This is a genomic window from Carnobacterium sp. CP1, from assembly GCF_001483965.1.
Classification (GTDB): domain Bacteria; phylum Bacillota; class Bacilli; order Lactobacillales; family Carnobacteriaceae; genus Carnobacterium_A; species Carnobacterium_A antarcticum.
Map to the genome: position 1 here is coordinate 1,149,390 of NZ_CP010796.1, position 13,756 is coordinate 1,163,145.

Genomic DNA, 13,756 nt, shown 5'->3' on the forward strand with positions numbered 1-13,756 from the left:
TCAGTGTCATTTCTTACTGTTTATTTTTCATAAAGCACTACTCGCCATTTATTTTATGTGTTAAAATGAAATAAAATTTCAAATTGATAAGGAGCTTTTTACTATGCAACGACTATTTTTTGTCCGGCACGGAAAAACAGAGTATAATTTAGCGGATCGAGTACAAGGTGGAGATATTGATTCTCCTTTATTAGAACAAAGTAAAAAAGATGCTGTCAAAACGGGGATAGTTTTAAACCCGTATGCCATTAAACAAATTATTGCCAGTCCGCAAAAACGTGTCGTCGATACAGCTCAGTTGATTGCCTCTCAATTTCAGCATTCTTATGATATACACTACAATGAAGATTTCAAAGAATTCGGATACGGTGAATGGGAAGGTGCTTATATTCCCCATTTTGAAAAAGAGAAACCAGAAACTTTTTATCATTTGCGCAATCGACCAGACTTATACGATCCAACTGATTTCAATGGAGAAACATACAGTCAATTGATTGTGAGAGGCACCAAAACCGTCCACCAAGCTATTGAACAATTTCCTAATCAAGATTTATTGTTTGTTGGCCACAGCATTACCACGACTGCCACCTTGTTGTCTTTGCTAGGAAAAGACCTTAAACAAATTCGTTCCCAAATTCCTTTGGAAAATACGAGTATTTCAATTTTACTGCATCAAGATGATCAGTTTTCATTAGAAGGCTGGAATCAAATCAGCCATCTACGTTAAAAAAGGATCAAACAACATTCCCCTAGTTGTTTGATCCTTTTTTCTATCTATTCCTATTTAAACAAATTAATGAACGTTGAGAACAATTATCATTCTCACTTCATTAGAATCATTATCATTTGATAACTATTTGTGATATATTTAACTTAACGAATGGTCAACGAACAAAAAAGGAGGAAAACTTATGAGAGGGTTAATTAAAGACAATAAGCCTATGGTCGCAACCATTTTAAGTGGTCTGCTCATTGCTTTAGGTCTATTTTTAAGCGTAAAGGCTAATTATGAAGCTGCGGCGTTAATTTACATTCTTTCTTTTATGATAGGCGGCTTCTATCAAGCTAAAGAAGGTCTAAAGAATACTGTTGAAAATAAGCAGCTGAATGTCGATATTTTAATGATTTTAGCTGCTATCGGTGCATCTATCATTGGATTTTGGATGGAAGGCGCCTTATTGATCTTTATTTTTTCACTTAGCGGTTCACTTGAAGTTTATGCAACGAATAAAAGTACTAAAGCCATTACAGACTTAATAAATTTGACTCCTGAAACAGCTCACTTGGTTCACAAGGATGGTTCGATCACAGAAGTGCCGACCGCTTCCTTGTCTATCGGTGATCAACTGATGATCCCAAAAGGCGCCAACATCCCGATTGACGGAGTACTGCTGACTAAAAACGGTTTGATCGATGAATCTGCGATTTCAGGAGAAGCTATTCCAATTGAAAAAACGGATGGCGATGAACTTATCGGAGGGACGATCAATTTAAGCGAAGCCATCATGATGCAAGTCACTAAAGACAGCTCTGATACGTTGTTTGCTAAGGTTCTGCGAATGGTTGATGAAGCACAAAGTACACCTTCTAAAACAGCAACCATGATTGAAGCGATTGAAAATAAATATGTACTGATCGTACTGATTTTTGTTCCAGTGATGATTGCTATTTTTTATTTTGTCTTACAATGGGATTGGAATGAATCGTTCTATCGCGGTATGGTTTTACTGACGGTTGCTTCTCCTTGTGCCTTAGTTGCTTCAGCTGCCCCTGCGACTCTCGCTGCTATTTCAAATGGAGCTCGTAAAGGCATTTTGTTCAAAGGCGGCTCTTATCTTGAAAACTTTGGTCAAATAAACGCTATCGCATTTGATAAAACCGGTACTTTAACTGAAGGAAAGCCTGTAGTTACCGATACCTGCTTCAAATCTGGTGAGAACGAACAGACAATTATGAGCATTTGTGCGGCTTTAGAAAAGACCTCCACACACCCTATCGCTAAAGCCATCGTTCAAGCTTTCAGTAAAAGCAGCCATACTTCGCTTTTGATAGAAAATATTAACGATCATACTGGATATGGTTTGACTGGAACTGCTTTGGGCAGTGAATGGAGGATCGGTAAAAAAGAATACATCGTCAATGAAGCTGACTCCCCTTTTATCCGCCATGCTGATAAAATCCAAAAAGAAGGAAAAACAGTGATTTATGTCAGCCGCGATGGTCAAGTAGTCGCTTACTTCGGTTTGCTGGATATGCCTAAAAAAGACGCTCAATCTATGGTTGCTTACTTCAAAGCTCACGGCATCCATACTGTTATGATCACCGGTGATAATTCAGCAACAGGGGAAACGATTGGGCAGATGCTGGGAGTGGATGAAGTCAAAGCGAATTGTTTGCCTCATGAGAAAGCTGAGCTCATTATGCAGCTGAAAAAACAATACGGAACCATTGCAATGGTAGGAGATGGGATCAACGATGCCCCCGCTTTAGCGAATGCATCGATTGGTATTGCCATGGGAGCGGGCACAGATATTGCCATTGATGTGGCTGATGTGGTATTGATGAAAGACGACTTGAATCAATTGCCTGCTAGTTTCCGACTATCAAACCAGTTGAAAAAAATTACGCTGCAAAATATCATTTTTGCCATTACGGTCATCGTTCTTTTGATTCTAAGCAACTTATTTCAAGTGATTACATTGCCTTTAGGCGTCATTGGCCATGAAGGCAGTACTCTACTAGTCATTTTAAATGGGTTAAGATTGCTTCGCACAACTAGTAAGATTGATGATTGAGTTTTTCAAAACGAGGATTGATCAGAGATTAAAAAAGGATCCTGGAAAAGCGACAATATCGCTTTTCCAGGATCCTTATACGTTCTACCTAGTTTCTTATTCAAAAAATGCTTTGTACAACGCTTGGATCGCTTTATCTTCTTGATCAGCAGCAATACCGAACATAACGCTGACCTCTGATGCTCCCTGGTTGATCATATCGATATTAATATTGCTTTCTGCAAAAGCTGTAGCTGCTTTGGACATCGTCCCGATTTTGCGGCGCATACCTTCTCCAACGATCATGATCAACGCCAGATTCCGTTCTACGACAACACTGTCGGCTTCTAGTTCTATTCTTAACCGTTCTAAAAGGGCCGCTTCTCCTTCGTCAGACAGTTGGTGGTCTCTTAAGATGATCGTTAAATCATCGATTCCTGAAGGCATATGTTCGTAACTAAGTTTTTGGTCTTCTAGTATTTCTAATACACGCCGGCCAAATCCAATCTCACGGTTCATTAAATATTTTTCAATGTAAATACTGCAAAATCCATGTGAACTGGCAATCCCGACCACTCCTTGATCTGCAGAATGCCGTTCTTTGACAATGCTGGTTCCAGGAGCTTCAGGGTTATTCGTATTTTTAATCTGTACTGGAATCCCTTGCTTAAAAGCTGGCTGCAAAGCTTCATCATGCAAAACAGAAAAACCAGCATACGATAGTTCACGCATTTCACGATACGTTAATGTTTTTATCCCCTTCGGATTTTCCACAACATTAGGATTAGCCACGTAAATCGCATCTACATCTGTAAAATTTTCATATAGATCCGCTTGGGTTCCATTTGCTAAAATGGCACCGGTAATGTCTGAGCCTCCCCGTGAAAAGGTACAAACTTTTCCGTCTTTAGTGTATCCAAAGAAACCAGGGAAAATAATTACTTCTTCAGATGCACGCAACTGCTGCAGCTTTTCATAAGCTTCCGGCAACACACGAGCATTTCCAGGTTCATTGGTTACGATCAACCCAGCTTCTTGGGGATTGACGTAACGAGCAGGAAGGCCTTCGTGATTGAAATAAGCGGCCACTAGCTTAGCATTGTTATCTTCTCCACTAGCCTTGAAAGCATCTAAATAATAATCTGGTTCTTGTTTATTTCCAGCTACTAAGGCTGCCAGATTTAGTTCAATCTCATCGATAATCTCGTTTCCTAAGTTTAATTCTTCTGCTATGCTCGAGTAGCGAGCAATAACACTGCTTAAAACAGCTTGATAATCTTGTTTCGCTAAAGCTTTCATTCCTAAGTCGATCAGCAGATCCGTCACTTTCTCGTCATCCGATGAACGCTTGCCCGGTGCTGAAACAACCACCACTTTACGTGCTTTATCTCCTTTGACAATTTGAAGCACCTTTTTTAACTGGCTTCCTGAAGCCAGAGAGCTTCCGCCAAATTTTACCACGTTCATCAAATCCACTTCCTTCTCAGTTTAAATAGCTTGTTTCATTTTCCCTTTTTTTATGAAAAGAATCAAGTCTTTCATGCATATTTTCTGAAAACAACTTGTTTCATCATTGTTGTCCTTTTTTAGGACAGTCATTAAATCATCTTCATTCTGTCATCAAAATGATATCTTACTGCCCTGTCTATCGTCTTTCAAGAGCGGTATAATAGAATAGTTGATTACGGGCTTCCTAATTCAGTTCATCTGAATTGAGTTGCATAGGATGCACTTATTTTCTAAGGAGATACGCACATGTATAGAAAAATTATTTTAAAACTTCTTATCGCTTTTTCAATCTTAACCGGTCTCACTTGTTCGGCTGCTAAGGCTAAAAAGACGCGTTCTACACAAAAACCTTTAACCTTTTTTGTTGGAAAATGGACCATATCTGAGCCTAACTCTTTTATCGCGCTATCGATCCAAATCACTGATGATGAAAAAATTTATCTAAATGAACAAATAATGAACGGCCAGTTAACCACCATTACTGAACAAAAACTGGTTTTCAAAGACCATTATGGATACGAATTGATCGTGTCCAAATTGACACCTGATTCATTGAATTTGTTCGATGAAGCAGACGAAAAAGATTACCTGTTGCTGCGCCAACACGATTGAAGCATTCATGCAAAAAGCATGAGTGTTTTTTTGGCAGTTCTATTACCAGTCCTCATGATTCTTATCTGTATCCTAAGTTCCAAGACTTTAATGCACTAGGCGATACAAAAAGCCAACATGAAAGCTTTCCTTTTCATGTTGGCTTTTTAATTAACTCAGTTTAATGAGCTTCGATATAAGCATTCTTGTAAGTGTATTTTGCTCCTACTTGGTGATTGTAAATGTCTTTAACATATGTTTTTTGCAAAGTGGCAGCAGCTCTTTGGAAAAGTGGTGCCACGCCTGCTTCATCTAATAGGATTTTTTCTGCATCCAATAAGTTTTTCCAACGAGCATCTACATCGGTTGCATTTTCGCCTTTAGACAAGTCGACTAATTTATCAAATTCTTCATTGCTGTAGCTAGAACGGTTATACGGGCTGTCTGTCATTAACAAATCAATAAAGTTTACCGGGTCAGCAAAGTCTGCTCCCCAACCGCCTAAAGCAAAATCGTAATCTTGTTTAGTCTGTGCTTCTAAACGGACTTTGAAAGGTACGTTTCTAACTTTTATGGTTACACCTGGTAAATTGCTTTCAATCTGATCTTTCATATAAGCAGCAATTTTTTTATTGGATTCATCATCGTCGCCAAGTAATTCTAACTCTAGACTGTCGACGCCTAATTCAGCTTTTGCTTTCTCCCAATACTCAACAGCCGCTTCTTTATCATAAGCTAGATAATCTCCAGACTCTTCGCGGAAATCTTTTCCGGTTGTCGGATTCGCTGCTAAATCGGCAGGAACTAATCCTCCTAATTCTTGAGAACCATTTGCTAAGATTTCATTGACTAACAATTCATGGTCATAAGAAACGGCAAGAGCTTTACGCAAGTTTTCGTTAGCTAAATCGGTCTTTTGGCCGTCACGTTCTTGGTTAAACTGCAAGTAAGAAGATCTTGCTTCAGTTTCAACAACATAATCTTCGTTCCCTTGGAATTGTTTCGCAAATTCTCCTGTTAAATTAACACGATCCAATTGTCCAGAATCATATAAATTTAGCGCTGTAGAAGTTTCTTTGATAACTTCTACATTGATTTCATCTAAGATAACATTTTCAACATCCCAGTAATCTTCATTCTTTTCGTATGTCCAGTTCAAATTCGTTCCGTCCCATTCACTAAATGTAAAAGGTCCATTGAAAATCATTGTTTCTGCAGAAGTACCATAACGTTCGCCTTGTTCTTCAACAAACGCTTGGTTTTGAGGGAAGAACGTCGGAAAAGCCATTAAAGAAATAAAGTATGGGACGGGCTTTTCCATGGTTACTTTAAACTCATAGTCATTAACGGCCTCAGCTCCCAGCGTTTCTGGTTCTGCTTCGCCAGCCATGATGGCAGCAGCATTTTTGATTCCTTCAAATAAATAAGAATAAGAAGCGGCTGTATCAGGATTCACTACCCGTTGCCAAGCATAAACAAAATCTTTCGCTGTTACAGGATCGCCATTAGACCAGGTTGCCCCTTCCCGTAATTTAAAGGTATACTCTAATCCGTCTTCTGAAACCGTTGCTTCTTCTGTTGCTAAAGCAGGAATAGGCTGGCTATCTTTATCCAAACGATAAAGCCCTTCATTTACTTGGTTAAAAACAGTAAAACTAACTGTATCGGTCGCAAGTGCAGTATCTCCTGTCGGCAACTCAGCAATTTCCACTAAGTTTAAGACTTGTTCTTCTGCTAAATTCTCGCCTTTTGTTTTATCTTTTGAACTTGTTTCCGCATCTGTTTCAGTACTGTTTCCACATGCCGCTAATAAACCTGCTGTTAATACCACAGCACTCAATTGCCACCACTTTTTATTTTTCATTATGCCCATTCTCCTTTTTGCTCATTTTTAATCGTATTGAAATCAAATCCCAATTAAATGAGAACATGTTAATAATATACACATAAAAATTTCATAATGCAACTACTTTTAAAATTTTACTTTTTTTAAATAGATCAGGAATCCCTTTTACGATACGAAAATTTGACACGAGGATACAAAAAATACCTCAAAACTCCATAAGTACTTAACTTTTTTATTAAATTCCTCATATATTTTATCCGCCTTATTGGATTAGAGGGGATAAACGTGCAGAGGATTAAAAAAAGAATATTGGGAACAGTTTTCATTGACAAAAGAATCAGATTTTCGGTATGCTAAAGAATGAACTATCAAATAGTAAGCAAATAGAGATAGGAGAATGATGGATGAAAATTGATATCTGGACAGATTTTGTTTGTCCTTTTTGTTATATTGGAAAAAGACATTTGGAAGAAGCATTAGGGGATCGACAAGATGTTGAAATCGAGTACCATAGTTATGAATTAGATCCAACTGCTCCTGAAAAATATGAAGGATCAATCGAAGAATATTTCAAAGAAAAAAAAGGTATGGAAGAATCCCAAGCTCAAGAGATGATCAAACAAGTGACGCAAATGGCTCACGAAACCGGCTTAGATTACCATTATGAAACCATTCAGCACGGAAACAGTTTAAAAGCTCATCGTTTGTTTCAATACGCTAAAGAACAAGGCAAAGGCAATGAATTTATCGAACTCGGAAAAAAAGCTTACTTTATTGAGAGCCAATCCTTAAACGATACTGACGTGTTGGTTAGGCTTGCAGTTTCATTAGGCTTAGCCGAAGATAAAGTCCGCGAAATACTTTCCTCTGAAGAATTTCTTTCCGCTGTTCGGATAGATCAAGCAGAAGCAGCTGAAATAGGTGTGCAAGGCGTTCCGTTCTTCGTGATCAATGAAAAATATGGCATCAGCGGCGCACAACCCGTTGCTACATTTAAAGAAGTGATCGCTGATATCGAGAAAGAAGAATCCTAAACAAAACACAAAGAGGAGGTTGGGACAAAAATCCCAACCTCCTCTTTGTATTATTCAAATGTGTATGTTAAAGCACCGCGATGGCAATCATCGTCAATAGAAATAAGAAAGAAACGATTCGCATTTCTTTTTTGACTGTTCCAATCTCGCCTATTGCTAATTTTAAAATAGGGTAAGCAATAAAACCAAAGGCCAAGCCATCTACAATGCTTGAAGTCAACGGAATCATCACGACAATAAAGAAAGCCGGCAGCCATTCACTAAAATCATCAAATGGAATGTGCTGTAAATTTTCCATCATAATTGCTCCAGTGATCACAATAACCGGAGCTAAAGCCGCATTCGGAATGTAAGCCAATAACGGTGTAAATGCTAAAGAAAGCAGGAACAATACTCCAGCCGTCACAGCGGTAAGCCCGGTCTTTCCACCCTCTTTGATTCCTGAAGCACTTTCAGCAGCAGGAATAGTTGGGCTAGTTCCCAGCAGTCCTGATAGCAGCGTCATTACACCACTAACACGAAAGGCATTCTTGAAACGGCTCTTGTCTTCTAACATCCCTTCAAACAGTCCAATCGATTCAAAAATCAAAATCATCGTCAATGAGAATACTGCTAATATAAAGGGAATAGTGAATGCACTGGAGAAATCAAACGCTCCGATCAAAGCAGGGTATTCAGTCAAGTTGCTCAAAGAAAATGATGAATCTCCCGGCGTGTGAGCCCCTAGCACTAATGAAAGGAGCGTTACAACAACAATTCCGATGAAAAAGCTGCCTCTTACTCTTCTAAGATATAAAACAGCAGAGAGCGTAATTCCCAATAAAGCCAAAAGGGTTAAGGGATTCGTTAAATCTCCTAATACAACAAATGAGTTAGCTCCCCCGTCAACAATAATCCCGCCATTCTCCAAACCGATCATCACTAAAAACAACCCGATCCCAGCTGTGATGCCATGTTTTAATGAATCCGGAATGGCTTGTACCAGTAAAGTACTGATATTCGTGTAGCCAATGATAATAAAAATAAAACTTGAGGTTACCACCACGGCCAGTGCTTCTTGCCAGCTCAATCCCATGGAACCCACAATAGTATAAGTGAAAAACGCGTTGACTCCCATACCAGGGGTCATCACTAAGGGTGCTTTTCCCCAAATACCCATCAAAATGCTTCCGATAGCTGAAACAAATATGGTCGCAAAGACACTCAATTGTGCCGGCATACCCGCATCAGCTAAAATCAAAGGATTGACGACAATAATGTACGAAATCGCAAAAAACGAGGTGAACCCTGCCATCATTTCTTGTTTGACACTTGTATTTTTTTCTTCTAAATTAAAAAGTTTCACTTTATCTTCTCCTTTTTTAATTGTTTGCCTTTATCAGGCAGACATTAAATGTGGAGTCATGGGCCGCTGAATCGTTCATCCAAAGCAGCATAAAAGAAAGCAAGCTTCCTTTACACGCCCCAACAGTCCATTATATCAGCTTTTTTCTAAGATACATACTTTTTTTATTTTTTTCTCATTTAAAAAGAGAAGCTGGAATGGCACCCCAACTTCTCCTTTTACTTTCTGTTAAACACAGATCATCTTGATTTTTTGATCACTTGAATTCCTTGAGCTGGAATAGTTTTTTCAGCCAAACCTTGTTTAGTTAAAAAAGCTTGGATATCAAAAGAATAGTCTGTTGTGGTTTCTTTTGTAGTGAACGTTACTTCTTGGTCTGATACGTTTATCAAAAGAACGAGGTATTCTTCTTCGCTTAAGTAGCGTACGATTCCTAAGACTTTTCTAGTTGAAAAAGCGTAATAGTCTCCTTCTTGTAAGGCAGCTTCTTCTCTTCTTAAAGCTATCCATTCATAAGCATAAGACTGGATCGTTTTGTTTTCTCGCCCCCATGGAAACATTTTGCGATTCGCAGGATCTTCTCCACCTTCTACCCCCGCTTCGTCTCCATAATAAAGGCAAGGTATTCCTGGCAAAGCGAACAATAATGCTAAAGCTTGCTTTAAGGCCGGTACATTATTTTGAACAGCCGTTAAGATTCTTGCTGTATCATGGGTTCCTATGTTGTTAAAATTATTTTTAAAGGCTTCTGGAGGATAATTTTCTTTTAGATGCATGCTTCGCAAAGCTGCTTCTTTCGTTGTAATGGTATGGTTTAATACCCCGATAATGATTTCTCGAAAAGGGTAATTCATGGCGCCGTGCAACATACCGCCTTCAAGATAATGGCGACGCTGCTCATACGCAATTTTGTTGGACGCATCTTCCCAGACTTCTCCGATCAACACCGGTTCAGCAATCGTTTCCTCTAACGCCTTTCGGATACCGGCTAAAAAAGAGTCGCTCAACTCATCAGCCACGTCAATACGCCACCCTCCTAACCCTAATTTAGACCAGGTTCGGATCACACTGTCCTTACCAGCGTAAATAAAGTTTTGAACTGCTGGCGTTTCTTTATTAAGAGTCGGTACATCCTTGATACCCCACCATGATTGGTACTCCTCAGGAAATTGATCAAAGGTGTACCAATCAGCGTACTCGCTTTCGCGCGACTGGTAAGCTCCAAGGTCATCATACGTTCCGTAACGATTAAAATACCGGCTATCCGCTCCTGTATGATTAAAGACGCCGTCTAAAATAATATGGATACCCAATGTTCGAGCTTGTTCGATTAACTCTTTAAAAATGGCTTCATCGCCAAACATGGGGTCGATTTTCAAAAAATCTCCCGTGTCGTATTTATGATTGCTGCGAGCTTCAAATATAGGATTTAAATAAAGGATCGTGATTCCTAAGTTAGCTAGATATGGCAGCTTTTGAATAATGCCTTTTAAATTCCCGCCAAAAAATTCCCAACGCATAATGTCGCCTATTTCATCTTTTAAATAGACAGGATCATCTTCTGGTGAAGCATAAATAAATGAATTTTTCTTAGGATGGGAAACAATTCCTTTCTCGTTTCCATTATAAAATCGGTCAACAAATATTTGATAAGCTACTCCTGACCGATACCATTCAGGAGCTGGGTCATCATATAAATAACTAGTTAGCTGATATTGTTTGATGTCTTCAATTTCATAATACGTTTCTCCTAGACCGCCCAATTGGTATCGATTATTGCCATAGTAAAGAGTTTCAACATGATTGTTTAAGGGATAATCGATTTTAAAGTAATAAAAATACAACCCATTGCCTTCGCTTAATTCAAAGGTAGTCTGATAATTCCCTTCTTTTACTGCCTCCATTTCAATTTGAAAGCTCTGTCCAAAATCTTTGTGGATCATAAGATAGACTGCATGGATAGCGGGCAATTGGCAGTTGATGGTAAACACCACTTGGCTATCCACTTTTAAAGCCCCAAATGGTGTTTTATAGTTGTTTGACCATGAATTATAGGTTATCTTTTCCAATATAAAAACCTTCCTTAATCTGCTTTGATTCAGATACACAGATGATAGAATCTTTCCATCTGAACACGATTTTTTAAATGGGTTCCGTTAAATGAATGTATTGTTGTATCGCGGGCAATTGAGAATCGGTTTTCCAAATTTCTTCTGCGTAGCGTTTGATCGTAAAATCGGCTGAAAACGGACCTGAACTAGCTATGTTCAAAAGAGACTTTTGGTTCCAAGCCATTGGATCCTGATACAATTGATCAACTTTTTCTTGAACTTCAACGTAACTTTCAAAGTCTTTCAGCACAAAATATTCATCATTGTACTGTACTAATGAATCGAAAATAACTCGACCTTCTGTTTCGATCCCTGGAATAGTCCCGTCAATAAAAGTATTTAAAACACGTTGCAATCGAGGATTTGAGTCGTAAATATCCCGCGAATGATAAGTGCCATTTTCGTAAAAAGCATAGACTTCTTGATCGTTCAACCCAAACAAGAAAATATTATCCTCTCCAACAAAATCGCGGATCTCCACATTGGCTCCATCTAATGTTGCCACTGTCAAGGCACCGTTCAGCATCAGTTTCATATTGCTCGTTCCAGAGGCTTCTTTGCCAGCCAATGAAATCTGCTCGCTCACTTCTGCAGCTGGAATGATCAATTCAGCTAATGAAACGCCATAGTTTTCCACAAAAACGACTTTGATTTTGTTGCCGATAGCTGGGTCGTTATTGACCATATCAGCAATAGTATTAATTAACTTGATGATTTGTTTCGCATAAACATAACTGGGAGCAGCTTTTGCTCCAAAAATAAAAACACGCGGTTGGATATCTAAATCAGGATCATCTTTGATTTTTAGATAGCGATCCAGAATATGCAATGCATTTAACAGTTGACGTTTATAGGCATGCAAACGTTTGATCTGTACATCGAACAATGCAGTCGGATCCAACTCTATTCCCATTTCTTTTTCTGCATATGCAGCGAATTGTTTCTTGTTTTCTAATTTGATTTCAGCAAGCTGAGCTAATGTATCTTCATTATTGGCAAAAGATTTAAACAGTTTTAACTCAGACGGATTAGTTTTCCATGCGGTTCCGATTTTGTTGTCGATCAATTTTGTTAATCCTTCGTTAGCTAAGTGCAACCAACGCCGCTGCGTGATACCATTCGTTTTATTATTGAATTTAGCTGGGTACATTTGATAGAAATCTCGTAAGACTTCATGCATCAAAATTTCGGTATGCAATTTAGCTACACCATTGACGCTATGGCTTCCAATAATAGCCAAATGAGCCATTTTCACATTCCCGTCGGCAATGATCGTTGTCCGATACGTTAATTCTGGAGTATATAATGGCAGTTTTTTATCGATATGCCGTTGGTTGATTTCTTCAATGATTTGGTAAATACGCGGCACTAATTCTTGAACCATACGCACTGGCCATTTTTCCATCGCTTCTTGTAAAATAGTATGGTTAGTATAACTCATCGTTTTTTGAGTGATTTCCCAGGCTTGTTCCCAGCTTAGTCCTTCTTCATCCAAAAGAATCCTCATTAATTCTGGAATGCATAAAGCCGGGTGAGTATCGTTGATGTGGATAGCAACTTTATCTGGAAAATGCTGCCAAGTTAATACCATTTGTTTGTAATAACGGACAATACTTTGAACCCCTGCCGAAGTAAAGAAATATTCTTGCCTTAAACGCAGAATCTGTCCTTCATAATTTGAATCATCTGGATACAAAACTTCAGTGATTTGGTTCACCTTCTCACGATCAGCAATCGTATGGTAATGGATTTCTTCTTCAGGTGGAATTTCAGCCGACCATAGCCGCAAATTATTCACAACTTCATTTTGGTACCCAATCATCCCTGTATCATAAGGGACCGCTAAAATGTTTTGTGTTTGAGAGTAAATCGGTTTTAAGCGGCCATCAGGATCTTCGCTTAAGATTGCTTGCCCGCCAAACCGAACCATCACGGCTTTATTTTCTTTACGCACTTCCCATACATTGCCGTCACGCAGCCAGTTTTCGGGCAGCTCAACTTGATATCCATCAACAAATTTTTGTTGGAATAAGCCGTAACGGTACCGAATGCCGTTGCCGTTGCCTGGAATACCTAGTGAAGCAATCGAATCCATAAAACAAGAAGCCAACCTTCCTAATCCGCCGTTTCCTAACGCCGGGTCTACTTCTGCACGTGCGATAACTTCAAAATCTAAGCCCATTTCTCTTAGACCATCACGAACAGTATCCAAGATTCCTAAATTAAGCAAGTTGCTTTTCAGCATACGTCCTGGTAAAAACTCCATCGAAAAATAGTACACTTGCTTCACTTGATGTTCTAAGTAAGCTTGATTCGTGTGACTCCAGTTGTCTGCACTATAAACTTTCAAATAATTTCCTAATGCTGTATAGTATTGGATCGGCGAAGCTTCTGAAAGATCAAAAGCATACAACCCTTCAAATGTCTTACTAAAGTCTTCTCTAAATTCTTTTGTCGTTAAAACCATAAAAACCCCTCTTTTCTTAACTTCAGAATCGATTCACAGCAACGTTGTGCAAAGATAAAAATAGCCCCAATTTTGAACA

Annotated in this window: 9 protein-coding genes; 4 read left to right on the plus strand and 5 right to left on the minus strand. The window is 38.8% G+C overall.

The annotated features are described in order from the left end of the window. The first annotated feature begins 103 nt into the window (after positions 1 to 103). On the plus strand, positions 104 to 727 hold the full coding sequence (locus tag NY10_RS05470; RefSeq protein WP_058919018.1) for a histidine phosphatase family protein: 624 nt from the start codon (positions 104 to 106) through the stop codon (positions 725 to 727). A gap of 184 nt (positions 728 to 911) precedes the next feature. Beyond that, positions 912 to 2,795 (plus strand): heavy metal translocating P-type ATPase, encoded by a 1,884-nt coding sequence (locus tag NY10_RS05475; protein WP_058919019.1) that lies wholly within the window; start codon positions 912 to 914, stop codon positions 2,793 to 2,795. 96 nt (positions 2,796 to 2,891) lie between these two features. Here NY10_RS05475 and NY10_RS05480 read toward each other — a convergent pair whose 3' ends face one another. Further along, the gene (locus tag NY10_RS05480) at positions 2,892 to 4,241 is read right to left on the minus strand and encodes an aspartate kinase (protein WP_058919020.1); all 1,350 of its coding nucleotides are present in this window, start codon (positions 4,239 to 4,241) and stop codon (positions 2,892 to 2,894) included. Between the two features lie 288 nt (positions 4,242 to 4,529). Here NY10_RS05480 and NY10_RS05485 point away from each other — a divergent pair, with 288 nt between their 5' ends. Next, positions 4,530 to 4,895 (plus strand): DUF4828 domain-containing protein, encoded by a 366-nt coding sequence (locus NY10_RS05485; RefSeq protein WP_058919021.1) that lies wholly within the window; start codon positions 4,530 to 4,532, stop codon positions 4,893 to 4,895. Between the two features lie 160 nt (positions 4,896 to 5,055). On the opposite strand, the gene NY10_RS05490 is transcribed toward NY10_RS05485, so the two are convergent. Continuing rightward, a complete protein-coding gene (locus tag NY10_RS05490; protein WP_058919022.1) occupies positions 5,056 to 6,738 on the minus strand; it encodes a peptide ABC transporter substrate-binding protein in 1,683 nt (560 codons plus the stop codon). Positions 6,739 to 7,124: 386 nt separating this feature from the next. On the opposite strand from NY10_RS05490, the gene NY10_RS05495 reads away from it, so the two are divergent. Continuing rightward, complete coding sequence (locus NY10_RS05495; RefSeq protein WP_058919023.1) at positions 7,125 to 7,754, plus strand: DsbA family oxidoreductase; 630 nt, start codon at positions 7,125 to 7,127, stop codon at positions 7,752 to 7,754. A 67-nt stretch (positions 7,755 to 7,821) separates the two neighbouring features. Here the strand turns inward: NY10_RS05495 and NY10_RS05500 are convergent, their stop codons facing one another. The 3 genes from NY10_RS05500 to NY10_RS05510 form a co-directional block, all read right to left on the minus strand. Continuing rightward, the gene (locus tag NY10_RS05500) at positions 7,822 to 9,099 is read right to left on the minus strand and encodes an NCS2 family permease (RefSeq protein ID WP_058919024.1); all 1,278 of its coding nucleotides are present in this window, start codon (positions 9,097 to 9,099) and stop codon (positions 7,822 to 7,824) included. Positions 9,100 to 9,338: 239 nt separating this feature from the next. Further along, positions 9,339 to 11,168 carry a glycoside hydrolase family 13 protein gene (locus NY10_RS05505; protein ID WP_231726773.1) on the minus strand — a complete coding sequence of 610 codons (1,830 nt, stop codon included), beginning with the start codon at positions 11,166 to 11,168 and terminating at the stop codon, positions 9,339 to 9,341. Positions 11,169 to 11,241: 73 nt separating this feature from the next. Continuing rightward, complete coding sequence (locus tag NY10_RS05510) at positions 11,242 to 13,677, minus strand: glycogen/starch/alpha-glucan phosphorylase (RefSeq protein ID WP_058919025.1); 2,436 nt, start codon at positions 13,675 to 13,677, stop codon at positions 11,242 to 11,244. Positions 13,678 to 13,756 lie beyond the last annotated feature (79 nt).

Coding starts and splice junctions, on each gene's coding strand:
- NY10_RS05470 (WP_058919018.1), top strand. CDS start 104: ATGCAACGACTATTTTTTGTCCGGCACGGAAAAACAGAGTATAATTTA.
- NY10_RS05475 (WP_058919019.1), top strand. CDS start 912: ATGAGAGGGTTAATTAAAGACAATAAGCCTATGGTCGCAACCATTTTA.
- NY10_RS05480 (WP_058919020.1), bottom strand. CDS start 4,241: ATGAACGTGGTAAAATTTGGCGGAAGCTCTCTGGCTTCAGGAAGCCAG.
- NY10_RS05485 (WP_058919021.1), top strand. CDS start 4,530: ATGTATAGAAAAATTATTTTAAAACTTCTTATCGCTTTTTCAATCTTA.
- NY10_RS05490 (WP_058919022.1), bottom strand. CDS start 6,738: ATGAAAAATAAAAAGTGGTGGCAATTGAGTGCTGTGGTATTAACAGCA.
- NY10_RS05495 (WP_058919023.1), top strand. CDS start 7,125: ATGAAAATTGATATCTGGACAGATTTTGTTTGTCCTTTTTGTTATATT.
- NY10_RS05510 (WP_058919025.1), bottom strand. CDS start 13,677: ATGGTTTTAACGACAAAAGAATTTAGAGAAGACTTTAGTAAGACATTT.